This is a genomic window from Clostridium pascui (genome assembly GCF_016908015.1).
Classification (GTDB): Bacteria; Bacillota; Clostridia; order Clostridiales; family Clostridiaceae; genus Clostridium_AK; species Clostridium_AK pascui.
Genome location: NZ_JAFBDB010000001.1, coordinates 136,345 through 159,300 on the forward strand (window position 1 = coordinate 136,345; position 22,956 = coordinate 159,300).

23 protein-coding genes are annotated in these 22,956 nt (G+C 34.8%); 17 read left to right on the forward strand and 6 right to left on the reverse strand.

Annotation, left to right across the window (positions count from 1 at the left end):
* Window positions 1-30 precede the first annotated feature (30 nt).
* On the forward strand, window positions 31-2,217 hold the full coding sequence (locus tag JOC70_RS00785) for an ABC transporter permease (protein ID WP_204597024.1): 2,187 nt from the start codon (window positions 31-33) through the stop codon (window positions 2,215-2,217).
* Window positions 2,218-2,256: 39 nt separating this feature from the next.
* On the opposite strand, the gene JOC70_RS00790 is transcribed toward JOC70_RS00785, so the two are convergent.
* The 3 genes from JOC70_RS00790 to JOC70_RS00800 are packed head-to-tail and all read right to left on the reverse strand — an operon-like array spanning window position 2,257 to window position 6,513.
* Window positions 2,257-4,035 (reverse strand): NADH-dependent [FeFe] hydrogenase, group A6, encoded by a 1,779-nt coding sequence (locus JOC70_RS00790; protein ID WP_204597025.1) that lies wholly within the window; start codon window positions 4,033-4,035, stop codon window positions 2,257-2,259.
* A gap of 20 nt (window positions 4,036-4,055) precedes the next feature.
* Window positions 4,056-5,945: an NADH-quinone oxidoreductase subunit NuoF gene (locus tag JOC70_RS00795; RefSeq protein ID WP_204597026.1), complete on the reverse strand. Its 1,890-nt coding sequence runs from the start codon at window positions 5,943-5,945 to the stop codon at window positions 4,056-4,058.
* 22 nt (window positions 5,946-5,967) lie between these two features.
* Window positions 5,968-6,513 (reverse strand): NADH-quinone oxidoreductase subunit NuoE family protein, encoded by a 546-nt coding sequence (locus tag JOC70_RS00800; protein WP_204597027.1) that lies wholly within the window; start codon window positions 6,511-6,513, stop codon window positions 5,968-5,970.
* 187 nt (window positions 6,514-6,700) lie between these two features.
* Here JOC70_RS00800 and JOC70_RS19470 point away from each other — a divergent pair, with 187 nt between their 5' ends.
* Window positions 6,701-7,063, forward strand: a complete 363-nt coding sequence (locus JOC70_RS19470) for a recombinase family protein (RefSeq protein WP_341534837.1) — start codon at window positions 6,701-6,703, stop codon at window positions 7,061-7,063.
* Between the two features lie 70 nt (window positions 7,064-7,133).
* Window positions 7,134-7,271 (forward strand): hypothetical protein, encoded by a 138-nt coding sequence (locus JOC70_RS19110; RefSeq protein ID WP_243429012.1) that lies wholly within the window; start codon window positions 7,134-7,136, stop codon window positions 7,269-7,271.
* Between the two features lie 452 nt (window positions 7,272-7,723).
* Here JOC70_RS19110 and JOC70_RS00810 read toward each other — a convergent pair whose 3' ends face one another.
* The gene (locus JOC70_RS00810; RefSeq protein ID WP_204597028.1) at window positions 7,724-8,167 is read right to left on the reverse strand and encodes a helix-turn-helix domain-containing protein; all 444 of its coding nucleotides are present in this window, start codon (window positions 8,165-8,167) and stop codon (window positions 7,724-7,726) included.
* Window positions 8,168-8,383: 216 nt separating this feature from the next.
* Here JOC70_RS00810 and JOC70_RS00815 point away from each other — a divergent pair, with 216 nt between their 5' ends.
* Complete coding sequence (locus JOC70_RS00815) at window positions 8,384-10,129, forward strand: ABC transporter ATP-binding protein (protein WP_204597029.1); 1,746 nt, start codon at window positions 8,384-8,386, stop codon at window positions 10,127-10,129.
* Window positions 10,119-11,864, forward strand: a complete 1,746-nt coding sequence (locus JOC70_RS00820; protein ID WP_207755203.1) for an ABC transporter ATP-binding protein — start codon at window positions 10,119-10,121, stop codon at window positions 11,862-11,864. Before JOC70_RS00815 ends, JOC70_RS00820 begins: the two co-directional genes overlap by 11 nt.
* A gap of 440 nt (window positions 11,865-12,304) precedes the next feature.
* Here JOC70_RS00820 and JOC70_RS00825 read toward each other — a convergent pair whose 3' ends face one another.
* Window positions 12,305-13,432, reverse strand: a complete 1,128-nt coding sequence (locus tag JOC70_RS00825) for a zinc-dependent alcohol dehydrogenase (RefSeq protein WP_204597031.1) — start codon at window positions 13,430-13,432, stop codon at window positions 12,305-12,307.
* Window positions 13,433-13,822: 390 nt separating this feature from the next.
* On the opposite strand from JOC70_RS00825, the gene JOC70_RS00830 reads away from it, so the two are divergent.
* From JOC70_RS00830 to JOC70_RS00870, 9 genes are all read left to right on the forward strand, one after another.
* Window positions 13,823-14,146 carry a PadR family transcriptional regulator gene (locus tag JOC70_RS00830; protein WP_204597032.1) on the forward strand — a complete coding sequence of 108 codons (324 nt, stop codon included), beginning with the start codon at window positions 13,823-13,825 and terminating at the stop codon, window positions 14,144-14,146.
* A complete protein-coding gene (locus JOC70_RS00835) occupies window positions 14,146-14,493 on the forward strand; it encodes a DUF1048 domain-containing protein (protein ID WP_204597033.1) in 348 nt (115 codons plus the stop codon). The genes JOC70_RS00830 and JOC70_RS00835 overlap by 1 nt, the downstream gene beginning before the upstream one ends.
* Before the next feature lie 9 nt (window positions 14,494-14,502).
* Window positions 14,503-14,853, forward strand: coding sequence for a DUF1048 domain-containing protein (locus JOC70_RS00840; RefSeq protein ID WP_204597034.1), 351 nt, complete (start codon window positions 14,503-14,505; stop codon window positions 14,851-14,853).
* 23 nt (window positions 14,854-14,876) lie between these two features.
* Window positions 14,877-15,065 (forward strand): cysteine-rich KTR domain-containing protein, encoded by a 189-nt coding sequence (locus JOC70_RS00845; RefSeq protein WP_204597035.1) that lies wholly within the window; start codon window positions 14,877-14,879, stop codon window positions 15,063-15,065.
* 113 nt (window positions 15,066-15,178) lie between these two features.
* On the forward strand, window positions 15,179-15,940 hold the full coding sequence (locus tag JOC70_RS00850; protein ID WP_204597036.1) for an ATP-binding cassette domain-containing protein: 762 nt from the start codon (window positions 15,179-15,181) through the stop codon (window positions 15,938-15,940).
* Window positions 15,941-16,705, forward strand: a complete 765-nt coding sequence (locus JOC70_RS00855; RefSeq protein ID WP_204597037.1) for an ABC transporter permease — start codon at window positions 15,941-15,943, stop codon at window positions 16,703-16,705.
* 384 nt (window positions 16,706-17,089) lie between these two features.
* The gene (locus JOC70_RS00860) at window positions 17,090-17,470 is read left to right on the forward strand and encodes a hypothetical protein (RefSeq protein ID WP_204597838.1); all 381 of its coding nucleotides are present in this window, start codon (window positions 17,090-17,092) and stop codon (window positions 17,468-17,470) included.
* A 372-nt stretch (window positions 17,471-17,842) separates the two neighbouring features.
* Window positions 17,843-18,691 carry a sialate O-acetylesterase gene (locus tag JOC70_RS00865; RefSeq protein ID WP_204597786.1) on the forward strand — a complete coding sequence of 283 codons (849 nt, stop codon included), beginning with the start codon at window positions 17,843-17,845 and terminating at the stop codon, window positions 18,689-18,691.
* 26 nt (window positions 18,692-18,717) lie between these two features.
* The gene (locus tag JOC70_RS00870; protein ID WP_204597038.1) at window positions 18,718-19,239 is read left to right on the forward strand and encodes a PadR family transcriptional regulator; all 522 of its coding nucleotides are present in this window, start codon (window positions 18,718-18,720) and stop codon (window positions 19,237-19,239) included.
* A 196-nt stretch (window positions 19,240-19,435) separates the two neighbouring features.
* On the opposite strand, the gene JOC70_RS19345 is transcribed toward JOC70_RS00870, so the two are convergent.
* Window positions 19,436-20,359 carry an AEC family transporter gene (locus JOC70_RS19345; RefSeq protein WP_204597039.1) on the reverse strand — a complete coding sequence of 308 codons (924 nt, stop codon included), beginning with the start codon at window positions 20,357-20,359 and terminating at the stop codon, window positions 19,436-19,438.
* A 152-nt stretch (window positions 20,360-20,511) separates the two neighbouring features.
* On the opposite strand from JOC70_RS19345, the gene JOC70_RS00880 reads away from it, so the two are divergent.
* From JOC70_RS00880 to JOC70_RS00890, 3 genes are all read left to right on the forward strand, one after another.
* Complete coding sequence (locus JOC70_RS00880; protein ID WP_341534838.1) at window positions 20,512-21,891, forward strand: cell wall-binding repeat-containing protein; 1,380 nt, start codon at window positions 20,512-20,514, stop codon at window positions 21,889-21,891.
* 298 nt (window positions 21,892-22,189) lie between these two features.
* A complete protein-coding gene (locus JOC70_RS00885; protein WP_204597040.1) occupies window positions 22,190-22,666 on the forward strand; it encodes a DUF2975 domain-containing protein in 477 nt (158 codons plus the stop codon).
* A gap of 9 nt (window positions 22,667-22,675) precedes the next feature.
* A complete protein-coding gene (locus JOC70_RS00890; protein WP_204597041.1) occupies window positions 22,676-22,885 on the forward strand; it encodes a helix-turn-helix domain-containing protein in 210 nt (69 codons plus the stop codon).
* Window positions 22,886-22,956: the final 71 nt, after the last annotated feature.

Below are 22,956 nucleotides of genomic sequence, written 5' to 3' on the forward strand. Positions count from 1 at the left end.
GAAAATAAAGCGCAGTATTTGGGGGCAGTTATGATGATTATTTTCAGCTGCTTGGCATTTACATTGATGACTCAGTTTGCTGGTAATTTTACACGCCTTTCAAATGAATTTAAAAGTAAATATACACAGGAAGATGCTTCATTAATAACGGATAAAAAAATTAATAATTTGCAAGAAATTGAAGCTTCAGCCAATGTAGTAATTGAAGAAGGTAAAAGCTTTGACCATAAGTTTTCAAAGGAGAAAACGCTGCGTATATTCAGCAAAAATAACAAGGTTAATATTCCTGCGATTCTTGAGGGTAAAGAGTTAAGTGAAAGTGGAGATATACTCATAAGTCCTGCTTTTGCTTCTAAAAACAATTTTAAAATTGGTGATAAGATAAATATATCGGATAATTTATTTACAATTAAAGGATTTATGGCACTGCCGAATTACATTTATCCTCTGCAGTCGGAAACAGACATGATGCCTGGGGAAGGTTTTGGAATAGCAGTTGTAAGTCAAGAGGATTTCAATATATTTCAAAAGGGGAGCAGTTTTTACGCAGTTAAGTTTGTTAACACTGATAAGAAAGCTAATGTTCAGTCAGTAGAGTTTAGAAATCTTTTAAAGAACAAAGGAATTAATGTACTCCAATGGACAAGCGTTGAAGATAATAAGAGAGTTAATATCGTAGATGCTGAAATTAATATTTTAAATCTTGTAAGCAAAGGTGTGCCTACTGGTATTTTGGTATTAGCCTGCATTATGGTTGCGAATATTATTTGGAGACTAATCAACCGTGAAGCAAGCATCATTGGTGCATTGTATGCCATAGGGTATAGAAGAAAGGAAATATATCGGCATTATTTGATATTTCCAATACTAATAGCTATTATAGGAGGTATAATTGGAACTATTATTGGGACATTTCCAGTGCGGTCAATGGTAGCATTTATGTTTGCTTACTTCAATATACCACTCACCGGAATAAAATTTAATTCTATGGTAATGATACTAGGTATTTTGCTGCCAATTATATTCCTCGGGTGCAGCGGATACTTTGTCATTCAAAAGGAACTGAAACATTCCCCTGTGGAACTGATGAAAGGCAGGAAAGAAAAGAACAAAGTAAATCCTTTTGAGCGAATTCTAAAGCTTGATACATTTAAGTTCTCTACAAAGTTTAAAATCAGAGAACAGCTTAGAAGTTTATCTAGGCTTGCTTTCTTACTTGCTGGAATTGTAGTAGCAACAATGCTTTTACAGTGGGGATTTTCTCTGAAAAGTTCCATGGATTACCTTCTTTCAGAAGGCAGCGTAACAAGTGTGTATCCTTTTGAGTACGAGTATAAGTTTGACAATTTACGAAGTAAGCCGCTGCCATCAGGTGCTGAGCCTGTATCAGCATCATTATTTCTGAAGTCAGACGATGAAAAAAAGGATTTTTATGTTTGTGGAATTATGCCAGATTCCACTATGGTTACACTTGAAGATGAATCTGGTGCTAGACTAAAAACAAACCAAGTGATTATAACAAAGTCTCTTGCCAATCAGCTGAAGTTAAAACAGGGAGATACTGCAAATATTGTAAGAAAGATAGATGGACGTATATTTACTGTAAAGATTGACAGTATAGCAGATACCTATGCAGGAAAGTATATATTCATGCCCTTAGCAGATTATAATAAAAAGTTTGGGATGCCAGAGGGAAGTTATACAGGAGTATTTAGTAATGTGCCTATTAATATTACTGAGAATGAATCCCATAGTGTAGTAACATTAAAGGAAAAGATTTCTGGAGTTAAAGAGAGCATGGCGCCTATGCAGTCAATGATTGGCAGCTTAGCTGCAGTGGCATTTGCTATTGGAGTTATTGTCATCTATGCAGTAACTTCGCTAATGGTTGAGGAAAATAAGAATGTAATTTCTCTCATGAAGGTTTTTGGTTATAGGAAGAAGGAGATAAATTCACTGATTCTTAACAGCTCAACTATTGTAGTTGTAATTGGATATATTATTGGAGTACCGTTAACTATTGCTGCAATAGGGGTGTTGGCTAAATCTCTTGAGAATAGTGTTGGTATGTCAGTGCCGCCTATGAGGATTGATCTACCATATATCTTAATTGGATTTGTTATTGTGATGCTTTCATATGAATTATCGAAGCTTATGTGTAAGAAAAAAGTTAACGCGGTTTCCATGGGTGAAGCCTTAAAATCAGGAGTTGAATAGAAAAGTATAGGACCTGGATATTATCCAAGTCCTAATTTCTTAAATTTTTTCTCTCTTATAGAAATGAGTATGCAGTAAATCATGGGCTTTTTTTCCACCAATTTCACCCATATACTCCTTATACATTTGCTGAACTACAGGGTTTTCGTGAGATTTTCTAATATGTTTACTTCTATCTTCTCTATATATTGCCTCCATTCTCTTTTTAACAATTTCTATATCACCAAAATGATATGGCTGACCACCACCATCTATACATCCACCAGGACAAGCCATTATTTCGATGGCATGGTATTCCTCTTTACCTGATTGGATTGATTCAAGAAGAGCTCTTGCATTTCCAAGACCATGAGCCACACCAATTCTGATATCCTTACCATTTATATTAACCGTAGCTTGCTTTAAGCCGTCTAAACCTCTTACATCATGAAACTCAATCTCATCAAGGGGCTTATTTGTCATCCATTCATAGGTTGTTCTAAGTGCAGCCTCAATAACTCCGCCTGTTACCCCAAATATAACTGATGCACCGGTAGATTCTCCCAAAGGATCATCAAAATCCTCATCAGGTAACTCTTGGAATTTAAGTCCTGCTTCAATAATCATATCTGCTAGTTCTCTAGTAGTAATAACAAGATCAACATTTTTTTGTCCATTATGCTCAAGCTCTGGTCTTACTATTTCATATTTCTTTGCAATACATGGCATTACTGAAACAACTACAATTTTTTCAGGATCAATACCCATTTTTTCAGCTAAATAAGTTTTGGCAATGGTTCCAAACATTATATGCGGTGATTTACAAGTCGAAGGAATATCCAAGAGATCAGGGAACTGGTGCTCTATGAATTTTACCCAGCTAGGACAGCAACTTGTTAAAATAGGGAGTCTTCCTCCATTTTGAAGTCTATCCATAAACTCGTGTGCCTCTTCAACAATAGTAACATCTGCTGCAAAATTTGTATCGAATACTTTTCTAAAGCCCAATCTTCTAAGAGCAGCCACCATTTTTCCTGTTACTATAGTTCCTGGGTCCATATCAAATTTTTCACCTAAAGCCACTCTGATAGCTGGTGCAGTTTGAACTATAACATATCTATCAGGATCGGCAAGCACTTCCCACACTTTTGATACATTGGTAACTTGAGTTAGTGCAGCTGTTGGGCAAACTTGAACGCATTGGCCGCAGAAGGTACACATTGTATCTAGCATTGGTCTTCCGAAGGCTGGTGAAACAACAGTTTCAAAGCCTCTGTCAACGGCAGAGTAGATATTACAAGTTTGAACTTCATTGCACATGGTTTCACATCTTCTGCACATTATACATTTATCAAGATTTCTATAGAGAGCACCGCTTGAAGAGTCCTTTGGATAATTAGACATTTCACCTTTATACCTTATTTTTCTTATACCTAAATCAGCTGCCAATTGCTGAAGCTGGCAGGTTGTGTTCTTTTCACATACCAAGCAGTCAGTAGGGTGGTCTGAAAGTAGAAGCTCTACCATGGTTCGCCTAGCTTTTATTGCGCGAAGAGTATCGGTTTTTACAACCATTCCTTCTGTAGCCTCAGTTGAGCAGGCAGGTGCAAGATTTCTACGCCCTTCTACTTCTACAAGGCAAACTCTACAGGAAGCAGTTCTGTTTACCATCTTGATATCATGAAGATCAAGATAGCATAGTGTAGGGATATTTATTTGAGCCTGACGAGCAGCATATAAAATAGTCGTACCTTTTGGAACGGTTATTTTATAACCATTTATAGTTAAAGATACAGTTTCTGTACCAAGCTCCGTAGGTTTATCTAAATTACTTTCCATGATTTTTCCTCCTTAAGTTACTATTTTCGGGATATGGCCTTAAATTTACAGGTGGATTCGCAAGCACCACATTTAATACATATATCCTTATTTACCACATGTGCTTTTTTCAATGATCCTGTAATTGCATTAACAGGACATGCTTTTGAGCAAGCGGTACAGCCGATACATTTCTCAGGATCGATGTGGTATTTTGAAAGTGCTGTGCACACTCCTGCAGGACAGTTTTTATCTACTACATGAGCCACATATTCATCCCAGAAAAACTTCATTGTACTTAATATAGGATTTGGAGAAGATTGACCAAGTCCGCATAATGAAGAATCTTTTATTATATATCCAAGGTCTTTTAAACCCTCAAGGTGTTCCATTGTTCCTTTTCCTTCAGTAATATCCTTTAAAATTTCAAGCATTCTCTGATTTCCAACTCTGCAGGCAGTACACTTACCGCAGGATTCATCAACTGAAAATTCCAAATAGAATTTTGCTATATTAACCATACAATCGTCTTCATCCATGACTATCATACCACCAGAGCCCATCATTGAACCTATGTCGCCTAAGCTTTCATAATCTATTGGGGTGTCAAGGCTATCTGCAGGTATGCAGCCACCAGAAGGTCCGCCAGTTTGCACTGCTTTAAACTTACGGTTATTAACTATGCCTCCTCCAAGATCATAGATAATTTCCCTTAATGTAATTCCCATTGGCACTTCCACAAGTCCCACATTGTTAATTTTCCCTGCTAGGGCAAAAACTTTAGTTCCCTTACTTTTTTCAGTACCTATAGAACTAAACCATTCGGCACCTTTTAATAAAATTGGAGGAATGTTAGCTAAAGTCTCTACATTATTGATATTTGTAGGACGTTTCCACAAGCCAACCTGTGATGGGAATGGAGGCTTCACTGTTGGTTCTCCACGTCCTCCTTCTATGGAATTAATTAGTGCAGTTTCTTCACCGCAGATAAATGCACCAGCTCCATATTTAAGTTTTATGTCAAAGGAAAAATCACTACCAAGTATATTCTTTCCAAGCAGCCCTAAATCATAGGCCTGTTTAATAGCTATTCTAAGTCTTTGTATAGCAAGGGGGTATTCTGCTCTGATATATATGAAGCCTTGAGAAGAACCTATACAATAACCTGTTAACATCATTGATTCGATTACAGAATGGGGGTCGCCTTCAAGGATGCTTCTGTCCATAAAGGCTCCCGGGTCGCCTTCGTCAGCATTACAAATTACATACTTTACTTTATTTTCAGACTTTCTTGTCATTTCCCATTTTACTCCTGTTGGGAAACCGCCGCCGCCTCTACCTCTTAAGCCGCTGCGTTTAACCGCATCAATTACAGATTCGGGAGACATTTCAAATAGTGCCTTTCCAAGTGCCTGATAACCTTGAACTGCAATATATTCATGAATATCTTCAGGGTTAATGAGTCCACAATTTCTAAGAGCAATTCTAATCTGCTTCTTATAAAAGGGAAGATCACTTTGTTTATCAAGGTGCTGGTGGGTAGCAGGGTCTTTGTATAAGCAATCTTCAACAACTTTTCCGCCCAATATATGTTCTTGAAATATTTTTCTAGCCTTTTCTTCGTTAACTTCTATGTAAAAAATATTTTCCGGCATAACCTTTACTATTGGGCCTTTTTCGCAAAAGCCAAAACAACCTGTAGTAACAATTTTTACTTTATCTCTTAGTCCTGCTACATCACGTTCTTCTTCTAAAACCTTTACAACTTCAATACCGCCAGAGGCCTGACATCCTGTTCCGCCGCATACCATGATATCTATAGTCTTATCATCAGTATCTTTTTTTCCATCTTCTCTGCTTCGGTTTGCAAGCAAGGCTTTTGATTTTTCACTTAAGGTCTTTAGTTCCTGAAATGAATTTATTTTTACCATTTTAATCCTCCTCTTCGAGAAACTACTTTGAGCCAACTAATGCATCTTCTGTACTATATTGCTTAATAATATTTTGGACATCTTCAACCTTTACTCTTCCAAATACTTTTCCATCAACTATAACAACTGGTGCTAAGCCACAGGCTCCAACACATCTTAAGGTATCTATTGTAAACATTCCATCCTCTGTGGAACTGCCTTCTTTTATATTAAGGAGTTTTCGGAATTCATTAAGTATTTTATCTGCACCCTTAACAAAACAAGCAGTTCCCATACAAACACTTATTACGTGCTTTCCTTTTGGCTCCATAGTGAAGAAAGAATAAAATGTAACCACACCAAAAACCTTTGCTGCACTAATCCCAAGTTTTCTAGAAATAAATAATTGGAGTTCTTCTGGCAGGTATCCGAAAATATCTTGAGCTTCATGAAGTATGTTTATGAGTTCACCTTCTTTCACCTCAAGACCATCAATATACTCTTCCAACTTTTTTAGCTTCTCCTGATCCAAATTATACTTACTGATTTCAACTTCTTTAGACACAGGTGACACACCTTCCTTTTGCATATATTTGCGAACACAATATATGGTTTGCTAAAAAATAAAATTTTAAACATAGTAATAACAAAAAAGTTATATTTTAGAATAAGTTTTGTTGTTTTAAGATATGTTTCCTCTGACACCTCAAGACGAGAGTCGTTCAATAAGTTAGAACTCTACCTGGGGGATTAGAAGAAGATTTCAACAAGGAAAAGTGGTAGTAAACCATAATAAATTTTTAGGTTATGATAAAGATGAAGAAGGTAACCTTATAATAAATAAAAAACAAGCTAAGATTGTAAGAAGAATTTACACAGATTACCTTGATGGAAAAGGCCCCAATAGGATTACAAGAGAACTTGAAGTTGAAGGAGTTCCTAATTGGAACGGAAAATCAAAGTGGTATAAAACCAGCATAAGAAAAATGCTTAGTAATGAAAAGTATAAGGGAGATGCATTGCTTCAAAAGACCTACACGGTGGATTTCCTTACAAAGAAAAGGGTAGAGAATAATGGTGAGGTTCCTCAATACTATGTAGAAGAAAGCCATCCTGCCACAATAGATAAAGAAATGTGAGAGGCAGTACAGCTTGAAATGGAGAGAAGAAGAGCCTTTGCTGAAAAATATAACATTAGGAAATTAGATTATGCCACAGTTGATAATCCTTTTGCTGGAAGAGTTATTTGTGGACACTGTGGCAGTACCTTTGGCAGAAAGGTATAGAACTTCAACAATGAAAGACTTAGAAGAATTATTTGGAGATGTAATAAGAAGTACACAGTAAAAGGTGAGAAAAGTTGTGAGAATAAGCATATAGATGATAGAGTTTTATACCAAGTTTTTATAAATACATTTAATGCTATGATTGAAAATAAGAATTATTTTATGGAGAAGTGGAAGCAGTTGATGAAAAGCGAAAACCTACTTCAAAGATACAAAGCAAAAAGGTTCATAGAAATGGCATACAATGCTGAGTCGATTGAAGAGTTTGATATGGATTTGTTTTTTAGACAATTGAGAAGATGACTGTTTTTGAAGGAGAAAAAGTTGTAGTTACGCTTCTAGAGGGCACAGAAATTGAATGCGATATTAAATAGTAATATACAAAAGCCGGTTAGAGTTGCTTCATATGCAGCTTTAATCGGCTTTTATTTTGTGGACAATATTGAAATACAGATTTTGTAATGGGTAATTATGATAATCTTCTCCCAAAAGAGAGAGGTAGCGTACGCAGGGTTATTTTTCCTTTGAAATGAATCTATGTTGATCTCTTAGCGGCCAAAATAACTTAAATTCCAATTTTTCTATTTCTCTTTTCTGCTTGTAACTAACCCTAAGCTTAATATTGTCTGGAATATCTATTCCTCCCGGAACGTCTTTTAACAATGAGTTGATACTCCTATTTACTTTAATATTTGATACTTCATCAAAAATGTTGTCCAGCATAACATCATAATTACCACTCGTGTCTTTAACCACTTCATACAGTTCTTCTTTATTTGCATATTCATATGAGTCTCCAGATGCAATCCAATTCATAAGGGCAGACTTGCTAAATCTCCACTCCCTGCCTATCTTTCTAGCTGGTATATGCTCTTCCCTTAACAATTTTATTAATGTTCTTTCCCCAACTCCTAAAAAGTCACAGGCTTGTTCTAAATTTAAAATATCATTATCCACACTATTTCCCCCATTTCAATATTAAGAATTATTTTCTGTAATTGTCAGCAACTTTACTCAGTTGTCTATTTACCTTTAATTATATACGAATAGATATTACTGGTCAATTGAATAAAAGACGATAAGTGCGATGCAGTGTGGTTTTAGGTGTAATTAATGTATAGATAATTGCATTTTAATGTAAAAAGTAGTATTATTATTAAAGGGGGGATTGCTATGTCAAAATTAAAGATTGAACCTATGAAACAACCGGATAGAATTATAAACTATTGGAAGAAAGAAAAGTTTGTTGCAGCCTGTATTATAGTATTTGGAATATCAAGTAATGTTACAATCATTCTAGGTCCTATATATCAAGGGAAACTTATAGACTCTATTGCCCAAGGGAATAGCTTGTTTTCTGTAGTATTACTTGCAGTTACATATGCTGCACTTATTGGAACCACTCAGCTTCTTCGGTGTGTTAAGCGTTTTTACATAAGACGTTTTGCCAACAGTACAAGTTCAACAATAAGGCTTATGATATACAATAATATAATGCACAAAAGCACGTCTGAGTTGGATAATGAAAAAACGGGCAACCTCATGACAAGAGTTATTTGTGATGTTGATTTGTGTGTTGAAGGAATGCGAAAGTTCACCACAGAAATTTTTGATACTGGTGTACTTATGATATCCTATCTGATTTCGATGCTTGTTTATGATGTGAAAATATCAGTCCTTTCTATTATTTTTGTGCCAGTTGCTATGGTAATTGCTGAAAAATTAAAAAGCGTTATATATAAGTATTCGAAGGATTACCGAAAGAAGAGCAGTGAAGTTGCAGATATTACCTATGATACAATTGAAAATTCCATGCTTTATCGTGTAACCGGCATAGAAGCCAAAAATAGGGTAAGGTATAATGATGAGTTGAAGGATTTACAGGACAAGGCTATTAAAGCCAATATATTAGAAAATTCCATGCAGCCTGTTTACAACGTTATAGCAATGCTTGGAATTATTATGGTTATTTACCTTGGAGGTACAAAGGTTATTAATGGGGGCTGGACTGTGGGAGTTTTCTCTACTTATGTTGCTATGTTTACTGCTATGGCGGTTAAGGCAAGTAAAGCAGCAAAGCTCTTCAATTCTGTACAAAAGTCCCAGGTATCCTGGAAGCGTATTAAACCATATCTTGCAGAATGCAAAACTAAAGATAATTCTTCGAATATAAATAGAAGAGATACTACACTTTCGGTGAAAAATCTTAGCTTCGCTTATGAGGAAGGTAGGGAAAACATTATTGAGAACATCAGTTTTGAAGCTATGAAAGGTGAGATTATTGGTGTAACCGGTTCTATTGCTTCAGGTAAATCTACACTCGGATTATCCTTATTAGGCTTGTATCCCTATTTAGGCAACATCAAAATAGATGGCAAGGAGCTTAAAGACTACTCAGAATGCGAGAAAAGTCAGATGATTTCTTACCTTGGCCATAGGCCTCAACTGCTTTCTGATACTATATACAACAATATAACCCTGGGCAGTATTGAAGACATAACTTCTGTATTAGAAGATGTTTGCTTTGATACAGATTTGGATTCAATGGCAAATGGGCAAGACACCTTAGTTGGAAACAGCGGAATAAAATTAAGCGGTGGCCAGCAGGCAAGGATAGCTCTTGCCAGAGCACTTCTTAACAAAAATAAAATTATAATATTAGACGATCCTTTTTCAGCAGTTGATATGAAAACAGAAGAGAGAATTATTGAAAACCTAAAAAACAATTACAAAGATAGCTTGATTATCTTAATTTCCCACCGCCTGGCTATCTTTAACAGAATAAATAAAATAATATTATTAAAAACCAATAGGACAGTAGACTACGGTACACATGATGAGCTTATGAAAAACTCTGAGCTTTATGCCAAAATATATAATTTACAATGTACAGAGGGGGGAGACAGTGATGAAGAATAGCTTAATAAAAAGGGCAATAGTTAAAGTAGTTAAAAATAATACCGGGTTAAGCACGTTATTAGTGTTTGCGATTTGCGGAGTTGTAATCACAAGTTTAATTCCTCCTCAAATTTTAAAATATATAGTTGACAATAATCTTGCACCCCAAAAATCTGAAAAATTACTCGCACTGGCTGCTTCCTATATTGGGGTATTATTGTTTATAGGAATATTTGACTTTGTAAAAGAGGCTGTTCTTACAATCCTAGGACAAAAAATAACTAAAGAGATAAGAGTGGAAATGATGGAGAAGCTCGAAAGGATAAATGCGATGTTCTTTTCCTCGAATAGCTCTGGAACAGTGATTTCAAGATTTACTAATGATGTTGATGCAATCAATTCACTGTTTACCAGTGGTATCATTGGAATGATGGTTGACTGCTTTAAGCTTATAGGTATTGTAATTTCAATTTGGACATTTAGCAGCAAGATTGGAATTGTAACTTTATTGCTAATGCCAGCTATTTATGGTATTACACGACTTTTTCAAAAAAGAATGCTTAAAGCGCAGATTGAAAATCGAATACTTATTGGCAGGGTAAATAATCATATTTCAGAAAGCTTAAAAAATATACAGATGATTAAATCCTACAGCAAGGAAAGCTATATGGAAGAGAATTATAAGAGATATTTGCTTGATAATTATAAAACTGTAGATAAGGTAAATTTTTATGATTCTGTGTACTCACCCTTAATTCAATTTACTCGTGCTGTTATTATAGCCTTCATTGTTGTATTATCATCCACGCAGCTAAACATTTTGGATATATCCTTAGGCATGGTTGCAGCTACGATTGAATTAATATCTAACTTGTTTGGACCAATTGAAAACCTTGGTATGGAGCTTCAAAATATTCAACAGGCCATATCCGGCATCAAAAGGGTAAATGATTTTTATAGTGAACCTGAAGATGATTTTAAGAACCATGAATTAAAGGCAGAAGATATAATTACAAATCGTGAAGATGTGCAATTATCTTTTAACGGTATTACCTTTCAATATGAAGAAGGTGCTGACGTTCTTCAAAATATTGACCTTAGCTTAAAACCAAATGAGAAGGTTACTTTTGTGGGAAGGACTGGGGTTGGTAAAACTACCTTATTTAAGCTCATAATGGGGCTTTTGAAACCAACAAAGGGCAGTATAACAATTAACGGAATGGATGTTTACAGTATACCAAACTCTGAAAAACGGAAGATCTTCGGATATGTGGATCAAAGCTTTCATATAATTAAGGGTACTGTTGCGGAACAAATAAGTTTGCAAGACGGGAGTATTACAAGAGAGCAAGTAGAAAAGGCTTTGGACTTTGTGGGACTTAAGGATTATGTAGCGACTTTAGAAAGCGGTATGGATACTATAGTAAACAGAAATAACCTTTTTTCACAGGGACAAAAACAACTTCTTGCAATAGCCAGGGCTATTGTAACAAATCCTCCTATACTACTCCTAGATGAGATTACGGCAAACCTTGATTCTATAACAGAAGAAAAAATAGTGTATGTACTTCAAAAGGCAAGTAAAGCACATACGATATTGTCTATATCTCACCGTTTATCCTCAATGATTGCAAGTGATACTGTGGTTATATTAGAACACGGTAGAGTTAAAAATGTTGGCTCGCCTGAAGTGCTTCTAGAAAGCGATGATTGGTACCGCAGTCATATTGCACTTGAGAAACTGACATGGAGTTAAAGCATATATAAGAATAATCGCAATGGTTGTGAACTATAATATGTATGGTGGAAAAATTTTCCTAAAGTTTAGCCGATAGAACAACACGACCCCCTTGCTTTAAAGGGGCACATCTTTACGGAAAATCAATTTTAACGCGTATTAGTATCATCTTTCTATCACAGCACATGTGGAGACGCTTGGCCTTTTGAAGGAAAATAGTACGTGAAGTCAAGGATTTCATGGGATAATAAGATAGACATGATAGTGCTTTTAAGTGTAAGAAAATATAGAGGATTAACCTTGGTCGGTTTTTTACATTTAGAATACCACAGGTTATACCTGTAGTTCGAGGAAGCCCATAGCTATGAGTAAAAAAAACCTCCAATGTAAAATGGAAGTAGGTTTGATGACCATAACCATTAAACAAGGAAGGTATATTTAATTTTTATAGGTATTAACTAAGGTTTTAAAATAACTTTTATGCAGTTATCCAGCTTTTCATCAAATATTTTATAAGCATGATCCCCCTTATCAAGAGAAAGTTTGTGAGTAATTATATCTGTGGCATCAAATTTTCCCTGTTTTATAAGTTCAAGAATAGGATCTACATAGGCATGAGCAGGACATTGACCCATTTTTAAGGTTATATTTCTGCCAAAGAAATTTCCAAGAGGGAACAAATTGTACCTTCCTCCATAAACTCCAACCATCATAACAGTGCCGCACTTTCTTACTGCCTCTGAAGCTATTTCTATGGCAGATTTTGAGCCAGCCTGAAGCTTTAAAAAGCTTTCTGCAGCTTCTATTACAGACATTGCTCCATCCATTCCTACACAATCAATAACCTCATCAGCGCCTCCGTGGGTGATTTCCTTAAGATAAAATCCAGTATTATCATGATCTTCGATATTTACAGTTTCAACTCCGTAGCGTTTAGCGTGATGAAGTCTATATGGAACTCTATCTACTGCAATAATTCTTTTAGCGCCTTTAAAAATACACCATTTTATAGTTAATAATCCTACAGGACCACAGCCTAAAACTACAACAGTGTCCCCAGGCTTTACTCCTGCCATATCTACTCCCCAAAATGAGGTAGGCAAGATGTCTGTTAAAAATAAAACCTGCTCGTCAGTTAAATCCTCAGGAATTACTTTAGGACCAACATTAGCGTAAGGCACACGAAGATATTCCGCCTGGCCTCCATCGTATCCACCATAGGATTCACTATATCCAAACATTCCACCTGCCTCGCCATTTGGATTTGAATTGTCACACTGGCTCCAATGGCCGTGCTCGCAGTACCAGCAGTGACCGCAGGCAACAGGGAATGGCACGATTATTTTGTCTCCTTTTTTAACATTGACTACATCCTTGCCTGCCTCCTCCACAATGCCCATGGCTTCGTGACCTAATACGAAACCATGGGGAAGATTGCGAACCCTGCTGTGAATTAAGTGAAGATCAGAGCCGCAAATAGCTGTAGAGGTTATCTTGACAATAATGTCATCATTTTTTTGTATTACTGGGTCTTTTACATTATCAACCTGAACGTTTTTATATCCGTTATAAATGAGAGCCTTCATGAACTAAATCTCCTTTCAAAAACTATTTTGTATAACTTCAAAATTAGTTTTGTTTAAATGCAAAATTTTATTCTAAATATTTCTAATAAAAGCAAAAATATGAGACATCCTAGGGTCCACTATGAAGTTGGCTAATGTTTTAGGATATCTTAAGTTCGAAAATACACTCAAATGTTTAAGCAATGATATTTAAGTATAGAAAATTAGGTATGGACTTGTATTATAAGGTAATTGTCTTCATCTTTCGTATTATTTTAAATTTCATTGATAAAAATAGATGTAAAAAAACAAATATATATTATATTGACACTACCGCTACTATGTGTTACTATATAGCTGTAGTAAGTAATACTGAATATCAGTGTTACAGAATAGCAAGGAGGAGTTACATTGGAGAATCTTACGGAAATGCTAAAAGGGGTGTTAGAAGGCTGTGTTCTTGAAATTATCAGCCACCAGGAAACCTACGGTTATGAGATCACGCGACATCTGAACGCCCTGGGATTTTCGGACGTTGTGGATGGGACAGTTTATACCATTTTGGTGCGACTTGAGAAAAACAAGCTGGTGGAAATTACGAAAAAGCCATCTGATATGGGACCGCCGCGAAAGTTTTTCACGCTGAACGAAGCGGGGCGTGAGGAGCTGCAGAGATTTTGGGGAAAATGGGAGTTCGTATCATCAAAAATTAACGAGTTAAAGGAGAGAAAGTAATGAATTTTTGGGAGAAAGTCACAGGGAGCGACATGACTAAAAAATTGAAAACTTTTGAATCGCGAGCCCAAAAGCTGCCGGCTGATTATCAAGCGGCGTGGGAAAAAATTAAAGTCAATCTTTGGCCGTACTCAGATCTTACCGGTCGCAACCTCATGCCAATTTTTAACGGTGTGCTTGGCCTGCTCGAAGAAACGGCGGCGGACGGTCAGAGCGTTCAAGAGGTTTTGGGTGACGATATCAAAGGCTTCTGTTCAGCGCTGGTCGGCGAAGAAGGGGCAAAGTCTTTTCGCGACAAGTGGCGTGAGCAGCTCAACAATAATATCGCTAAAAAATTAGGTAAATAGGAGGATAAAATGGGAATACAAGATATCATCGAAGGTAAAAAAGAGTGGCGAGCGCACGTGGCACGTGTCAAATCGCTTCCAAAAGATTATCAGATTGTTTATAAAGAGATTCAGAAATATATCTTTAAGGTAGGCCCTGTTGAGCTAACCGACGGAATAGGCTTGCTCTCCGGGATTATGGATCTTTTTGAAGAGGGTGCGGCCTTGGGAAAAGGCGTGCTCGAAGTGACGGGCAATGATGTAGCGGCTTTTTGTGACGATTTAATCAAAGATTCAAAGACTTACGCTGACATCTATCAAGAATCTGTTGACCAAGAAGTTAAAAAGGCCATGAAAAAGGTTACGGGTAAAACAAAGTAAAAGAGAGATATGGGGATGGTAGAGTGTGTAAATACGAGTGGATATTATGCCCGGTCTGTGGCAGCAAAACACGGGTCAAGATAGGTGTTGATACGATACTTAAACACTTTCCGCTATTTTGTCCTAAGTGTAAACAGGAAACTATAATCAATGTAAAACAACTAAATATATCAATTATCAAAGAGCCAGACGCTAAGACGCAGAGCCGATAACCGTGAATGAAATCACAGTTGTCGGCTCTTTTTTATGAAACTGATCAAGCTGCATTGAAAGGATTAGACTTAAGTTTGAGTAAGGTTACTATATTGTAGAGGAGGAAAAGAAAGTGAAAAAAAATATCATACAGATTAAAGGGGTAAAAAAGTCTTACAAAGATGTAGAAGTACTCAAAGGAGTAGATTTTGAAGTAGAGCAGGGCGGTATTTTCGCATTACTAGGTTTCAATGGAGCAGGAAAAACAACGATGATTAGAATCATGGCTACTCTACTTAAAGCAGATGCTGGAAGTGCTCAGATCAATGGTTTTGATATTGAAAAAAACCCAGGGGACATTAGAGGTTCTATCAGTCTTACTGGTCAGTTTGCTGCTATTGATGAAATTTTGACTGGTCGTGAAAATCTTCAAATGATAGCAAAACTTAGACATCTTAAAAATCCAAATGGAGCAGCAGATGAGTTAATTAGTCGTTTTGGCATGTCAGAGGCTGCAGACCGCAGAGTGGGTACTTACTCTGGAGGTATGAAGAGAAGAATTGATATAGCAATGAGTCTTGTGGGAAATCCAAAGATTATTTTCCTAGATGAGCCAACAACAGGTCTTGATCCAGAAGCACGTTTAGAAGTTTGGAAAATTGTAAAAGAGTTATCAGCTGTAGGGACTACAGTATTCTTAACGACTCAATATTTGGAGGAAGCAGAGCAACTTGCAGATAAAATCGCTATTCTTCATGGAGGAAAAATTATTGCTCTAGATACACTAGAGGGATTGAAAAAATTATTTCCACCTGCAAAAGTTGAATATGTTGAGAAGCAACCTAAATTAGAAGAAATATTCCTAACAATCATTGGTAAAAAGGAGGAGAAATAAATGGGATCTACAAATAAATATTTTTTCAAAGATATGAGTGTTATGTTTGGACGTTCTATGCGTCATATTTTTAGAAGTATGGATACAATTATCACAGTTTGTATCACACCAATTGCGATGATGTTATTGTTCGTTTATGTATTTGGTGGTGCAATCCAAACAGGTACAAAAAATTATGTTAATTATCTATTACCAGGTATATTGTTAATGGCTATTGGTAGTGGAATTGCATATGTAGCTTACCGTTTGTTTATAGATAAAGAGCGTGGTATCTTTGAACGTTTTCACTCTATGCCTATCGCTCGCTCTACAGTATTATGGGGACATGTATTAACTTCATTAATTTCAAATGGAATTTCTGTAATAGTGATTATACTTGTTGCATTATTAATGGGCTTCCGTTCTTCAGCAGGAATCTTAGAATGGTTGACGGTATTTGGAATTTTAGGAATATTTACACTTGCTTTAACTTGGATTGCGGTAATTGCTGGACTTGCTGCTAAAACACCAGATGGTGCAGGCGCATTCTCTTATCCAATCATCTTTTTACCGTTTATCAGTTCTGCCTTTGTACCAACAGATACTATGCCTTCAGCAGTACGTGCCTTTGCAGAAAATCAGCCTGTAACCCCTATCGTGGAAGCTATTCGCAATTTATTAGCAAACCAACCAGTAGGAAGTGATATCTGGGCTGCCCTTGCTTGGTGCATAGCAATAATAGTTATTGCTTATATCTTTGCAATGAGGATATATAAGAAATTATAACCTGTTCTTATACTAAGTATAGTTACTCACCCACAGGGTTAGATGTGGCTGTCGCTTTAAGAAATTAAACCACAGTATATTGTTTTAGAATTTAAAAATCTAATACAATATATTGTAGTTTTTATTCTTTGGGCGACAGCCCCTTGTATAAATATTATGTTCTCATGCATGTGGACACAGTAATTCTTTTGTCCCACAAGCAAGCGAAAAGCTATAGCAACGTAAATGTTGAATTTGGCGAGGCACATGGGAAAATCCCTGTTATCTGTGCTAACTTAGGAATAGGGATTGCACAGGAGGGGAAAAAGTCATGTAAGAAAAGTTTACTTGTTGCAGTAATGTTATATAATAAAAATATAAATACTGAAATGGAGGTAAGATTATATGAGCGAGTTTACAATAACAGAATTAGAAGCAGCACAGAAAGCAATATTATCAACAATCCACAAAAATGAGAAAGCAAAAGTAACCTTGTCCGAAAAACAGACTCCATGTACTTCCCAGATGACTATGGTTGCTAAAAATCTCAGAGTACACTATATAGCATCCTCATTGATAGCAAAAGCATTAGAGAAGGATTTTTTATATAATTACTCAAAAGAAGAGTTAGAAGAAGCTATGCAGGCTATACCATTATTTATTCAAAGAATTGAGAACGTGAAGCCAAAATTTAGAGAAGGTACTCCTCAACACACACTGGCCATACGCCGGATTAAGGCGTTTCATATTTCATTAGCGTTGATAGAAAGAGAATTAGACTTGTAATTAAGAATAATATCTATAATAACCATTAGTCAGTTGCTAAGCCATACTAGTGGTTTCACAAACGAGTTTACAGTGGATACCTATTAACGGGTTAAAATATATTTTGGCTCTACTTTTAAAAAATATTATTGACAATTGGTCTAATTAGACTATAATATTTAAGTGTCATTAGTCTAATTAGACCAATGACACTTTAGTAGTTTTTAATATATAGGAAAATCTACTAAAGTAATGAATTAATACACGCTCAGAAGATGAATACGAATGTATTGAGTGCAATAGCTAAAGGATTAAATAAATAACTAGTTAACATTTATTGAGAATTGGAAAAATTCCTTAATAAATATTAAGTAGAAAGAAAGGATGAAGAAAATGGTTAAATCATTTTTAATGTTAGGACAGTCGAATATGGCTGGACGAGGGTTTATTCATGAAGTGCCCCCAATTTATAATGAAAGAATACAAATGCTGCGTAATGGTAGATGGCAAATGATGACTGAGCCCATCAATTATGACCGTCCTGTTTCAGGAATAAGTCTAGCTGGTTCATTTGCAGATGCATGGTGCCACCAAAATCAAGAAGACACCATTGGCTTAATTCCTTGTGCTGAAGGTGGAAGTACACTAGATGAATGGGCTGTAGACGAAGTGCTTTTTAAACATGCAATAACTGAAGCTAAATTTGCTATGCAAAGTAGTGAGCTCGCAGGAATTCTATGGCATCAAGGAGAAAGTGATGGTATGAATGGTAACTACAAAGTCTATTACAAGAAATTACTTTTAATTATTGATGCGCTTAGAAAAGAGTTGAACGCTCCAGGCATTCCAATTGTTATTGGTGGTTTAGGTGATTTTTTAGGCAAAGAAGGATTTGGGAAAAGCTGTACTGAATATAAGTTCATTAATCAAGAGTTACAAAAATTTGCCTTTGAACAAGATAATTGTTACTTTGTTACAGCCTCAGGGTTAACTTCTAATCCCGATGGTATTCATATTAATGCAAATTCTCAAAGAAAATTTGGGTTACGATATTTTGAAGCCTTTTCTAATAAGCAGCATGTGTTGAAGCCATTAGTTAATGAAGATGAGTTGCTAAATTTACGTTATGCTAGAACACATACTAAAGGAGAAAAGATATATATAAAAAGTATGGATTTTGCATTAGTGAAAATATCATATGATGAATTCGTATCTCAGGTCATGCAAATCAACAATGATTAAACCTTGTAATTAAAGGAGATGTTTTTTTGATACCATTACTAATTTTAGGTTTGTTAAAACAAAACCCAGGTTCTTACGGATATGAATTATTAGCATTAATGGAAGAGAAGCACTATAAATATATAGTAAATTTCACTAAAGGATCATTTTATTATAATCTTCAACAATTAGAAGAAAAACAATATATTAAAAAAATTGAAGAGTTAGACAATACTAGAGAGACGCGTAATTATATCCTCACTGAACTAGGGGAGAAAGAATTTCAAAAATTAATGTACAAATATGGCTCTAAAACAGATTATATAAACTTATCTTTTTATGCAGCAATGCTATTTGCTAATGAATATAAAAGCGAGGAGCTAGTAAAACTAATAGAAATACAAATCGAACAAACTAAAAAGAAAATTTCTTTATTAGAAGAATCTCTTGAACATGGTGAAAGTATCCCTAATTATTTTAAAAAAATGTTAGAAAATTCACGGTCTCATCATTTAGTAAATGTTCAATGGTTTGAAGGACTGTTAAAAGATATAAAAAATGAAGATTAATTGGATGTTACCTTAAAACTTTTTCTACAAAAGAGCTTTAAAATTTTTATATTGATTATATTAATATTATTTAGCTGATTTCTGTATTTTACAGGAGTCATCTTTTTTAATTCCATTGGGTTTCAAGTGAAAAAGGAATAAAATATAACCTATCCCCCTGATTTTAGAGGAGGATTTTTCTAGTTGGTATTGGCCTCTACAATATGATTTTCAACAGTATAGTAACTGTAATTAAAGAAAGTAGTGTAGTTACAGATACAATAACAGCTGCATAATCTTTTTCTTTATCAAAACTTTCTGCTAGTATTGAAGTCATGGCAGAAGCTGGCATAGCAGTCATAATAATAACTGTATTTACAGCTTTGGATGTTTCTAGTATAAGCAATGAAATTAAGTAAATGATGGAAGGAATAAGTATTAATTTAGTAGTTATTCCATAATATATTGTCCAATCTTTTATATATTCTTTTATTTTCACATCTGAAATTATAACTCCAATAATAATCATTGATAATGGACCAGTGATGTTCCCAATATTTCTTATGCTGAATAATATGGCACCTGGTAATTGAATATTAAATATCATGATTATTACGCCTGCACATATTGCTATAATAGATGGATTCAGAAGAATTTTTTTAAGCTCATTTTTTAAATCTTTCTTTTGAAAATTGCCCTTGTATAGAATAATTCCATATGTCCAAACAAATATTACGAAGAACATATTAAATATTGATCCATATACAATACCCTCAGCGCCATATATAGAATTTAGTATAGGAAATCCAACATAACCTGTATTAGTAAACACATTAGCGAAATGCAATACTATTTTTTTATCATTTCTTATTGGTAAAAGGAGCAGGTATGAAACAAGAATAACTATTATATAAGCAGCAATGCTATAATAAAATGTTTTTATGGCATTAGATTTAATAGCGTCATCATAAGTAAATATAAAAGAAGAAAGAATCATAAGAGGCAATGTTATTTGTATAAGAATATCTATTAACCCTTTATTTATTTGTGGGGTTATAATTTTTTTCTTGGCGCCATATACTCCGACTAATATTATAAGAAATAATGAAATAACACTTTCAATAACAACAGAAAATTCCACGACAATCCCCCTCTTAATTATATAGTAATCATTTTATGCGGAGATAGTTTTTATTGCTATGAAATATAGAATATTATACTAAAGAAATAGTCTTATCTACCGATAATAAAATTTAGTTTTACAATAGAGTGTATAAAGGGAGGCATAACAAAGTGAAAAAAAGATATATTATTATTTCAGCACTTATGGCTATGACCATGGTAAACACAGTACAGGCAAAAGAAGCATATAGCGTAAATAGAATAGATGGTAGAAATAGGTTTGAAACTTCAGCTAATATTTCAAATAAATTTAGCAGTGCTCAAGTACAAAATGTAATCATAGCAAGCGGTAGTAATTTTCCTGATGCACTTACAGGAAGTGTACTTTCTAAAAAATTCAATGCTCCAATTTTACTTGTAGATAAAACTGTAAGCAGCAGTTCTAATGCAGTAAATTATATAAAAGGCCATTTGGTAAAAGGCGGTACAATCTATGTTCTCGGGGGAAAAGCATCCGTAGACGATAAATTTCTAGACTATTTTAAATCTCAAGGGTACAATGTAAAAAGGCTTGGCGGTAGTGATAGATTTGCCACAAATAAAACAATTGTAAATTCCATGAATGTAGAAAAGGGGACTCCGGTGGTTATAGCTAATGGGTATGGATTTGCAGATGCTTTAAGTATTTCAAGTGTTGCTGCATTAAAGGGATATCCTATACTTATGAGTAATAAGATTAATTTACCTAGTGATATTAAAAGTACTATAAACGATATTCAACCTTCCAAGGTATTTTTAATAGGAGGAGAAGGGTCTTTAAGTAACTCTCTTATAGATGAATTAAAGAACATAGTATCTTCTCTAGATGATAGCAGCATAGTAAGAATTGGTGGAAATACTAGATATGAAACCTCATTAAACATATGTAAATATTTTAATTTAGATACAACTTCTGCAGTAATTGCAAGTGGAAAAGGTTTCCCAGATGCATTGTCAGGAAGTGCATTAGCAGCAAAATTAAATGCACCAATTATACTTACAGATGGAAGTAATATAATAGAACAAAAGAAATATTTAGATGCTACTAATTATTACAATTTATTTTTACTAGGTGGCAAAGCCTCAGTAAGTGAAGCAGCAACAAAGATATTAAATGGACAGGAAAAGTTCTTGTTTCATGTAAATAAAGGATATATAAAAGACGGCAAAAGATATGTAGAAGGATATTTTGATAAATTTATTTCTGATTTAAATGAAGCACGTGAATATGAAAGAGAAACTGGAGAAAGCGTAATTGAACACGATGATGAATATGGCGACTTTCTTCCCAGTGATGGCTTTGATGCTCCTATCAGCGGCAATGTTACGTTAGAGGTAAGTAAGGATTTAAAAATCAGCGGAATAATATATACTGATGAAGGGTTAGATATGGCAGATTTAAATGGAGATTTTAGTTTTATAACAAGCGATGAATATGACACATGGGAAATCTTTGAGGTAAATATTAAAGGTGGCATAGTAATAGAAATGAATCAGCAATATAGACCATAAACTTGCCACGTGGGTGGCACGAGGCAAGTTAAAAATAACTGCATTGGTATTATACCGATGCAGTTATTTTTATAGGGTAAATTACATTTTATGTTCTACTTTAATAGCGTGTGTTATTGTGGTAGTTAATAAATAGTTTTAATGCTATTTCAAAATGAATGCAGTGCTGCAAAAGGGTATTTTAACCTGATTTATGCGTAGCATCAATAAAAATATAATATAACCCGATAAAAATTTATTGATAAACAATAAATGATATGCTATTCTATATACATAAATTAAAAGAGAGGTGCTTTTTATGAAACAATATTCAACTATTTTCTTAAGGATAGCTGTGATTATTATTGGAATTCCGGTGCTTGCTTTGTGTATATTTGGCTTGTATTGGTTAACTAAAAATCCAGTAAATATCAATTATGCTCATATACTTTATCCTGTAATAATAGGTATATATGTATCAACTATACCGTTTTTCGGTGCTCTATATCAGGCTTTAAGACTTTTGAGTTATATTGACAAGAATAAAGCTTTTTCGGAACTATCTGTAAAAGCCTTAAGGAATATAAAATACTGTGCAAATATAATCAGTATCGTGTATGTTGTAATTCTGCCATTCGTTTATATTTTAGCAGAGAAAGACGATGCCCCAGGTCTCATAGTAATGGGAATGGTTCCAATTTTTGCTTCAATGGCTATAGCAGTGTTTGCTGCTGTTCTTCAAAGACTCTTGCAAGATGCTATTGATATAAAATCAGAAAATGATTTAACAGTGTGAGGTGATAAAATGGCAATTATAATCAATATCGATGTGATGCTGGCTAAAAGAAAAATGAGTGTAACGGAACTTACAGAGAAGGTTGGAATAACCATGGCAAACCTCTCTATACTAAAGAATGGAAAGGCAAAAGCTATTAGATTTTCAACTTTAGAGGCAATATGCAAAGCTTTGGACTGCCAACCGGGTGATATTTTAGAATACAGAGATGATTCATAGATGTGCTAAGGGACGTTTGGCTTGGCACAGAGAACATGTTTTACTAATAAGTTTATCTAAGGTTGGGGGAA